At 55.2% G+C, this 958-nt stretch carries 1 protein-coding gene and 1 pseudogene; both read right to left on the bottom strand.

The window, feature by feature from the left end:
• Positions 1 to 331, bottom strand: a pseudogene (locus tag HP566_RS02060) (tetratricopeptide repeat protein); the annotation flags it as partial.
• Positions 332 to 338: 7 nt separating this feature from the next.
• The coding region (locus HP566_RS02055; RefSeq protein WP_425348163.1) for a tetratricopeptide repeat protein at positions 339 to 958 on the bottom strand (620 nt) is incomplete at its 5' end.

Below are 958 nucleotides of genomic sequence, written 5' to 3'. Positions count from 1 at the left end.
GGTCGCCTGCCACACAGGCCCCGCCTTGAAACAGCCGCAGCATGGCGTAGGGGTCGCCTTGCTCGGCAGCCTGTAAATACCACTCCATGGCCTCGGTGGTTAACCCTCGGCTCAATAAACGAGTGGCTTCACCCAGGTAATACATCGACTCCACATCCCCCCCTGCGGCAGACGCTTCCAAGTAAGGCTGCGTTTCAATCCATTCCGAAATACCCCAAAGGCGCATACCTTCATCTTTGGCGGCCTGGATATCCGCGGGTAACGCCCAGCTAGTGAGCGACCACAGCAGTGGAAGCAAGAGGGCGAATACCAGACGGTTTATGTTTGCCATCGCTCAATCAGTAACCAAAGCGAGGGGGAAAGTTGGAAATGGGGGGCTGACGCCCTATCCATTTCGACGCTGCCCGCGCCTCTGCTTGCTGACGCTCATCTTCTGTGAGCTTGTCCTGATTCCAGGACATAATATCCCGTGAATTACCATCCTCTATCTCTACATACAGCGCATAAAGAATTGCCCATCCCTTTACTTTATCTTGAGGATTTATACATCGTTCATCATAACTGGGATCCAAGTAACACCAGCCTAAACCTAATCGGTTGTTGAAACTTCCGTACAAGGAAGCCTGCTCCATCCATTGCCAACTGGCTGCATAGTCTTGCTGCTCTCTATTTACGCGCACCATTTGTTCCATAGCGGGCACATAGCCTTGCTCCGCTGCACGGCTCAACCAGCTTTCCGCCGCTTCCAGGCGGCGGCGCTTGGTGAAGTACCACCCCCGTCCATTCATAATCTGACGACCCCACAGGGTTTGAGCTTCCGGCAGCCCGGCCTCGGCGGCCCGTTTTAGCCAGTTGCCTGCACGGGTGGGAATCCCCAGCAGGTTGTAGAACTGGGTCAGTCGGGAAGCATCCAGATTGGCGTAGATATAGTACAGGGCCAGCATCGCCTCCGGGTCGC

Source organism: Vreelandella olivaria, assembly GCF_023507745.1.
Classification (GTDB): domain Bacteria; phylum Pseudomonadota; class Gammaproteobacteria; order Pseudomonadales; family Halomonadaceae; genus Vreelandella; species Vreelandella olivaria_A.
The sequence above is the reverse complement of the archived record's forward strand: the minus strand, read 5'-3'. Positions and strand labels throughout refer to the sequence as shown.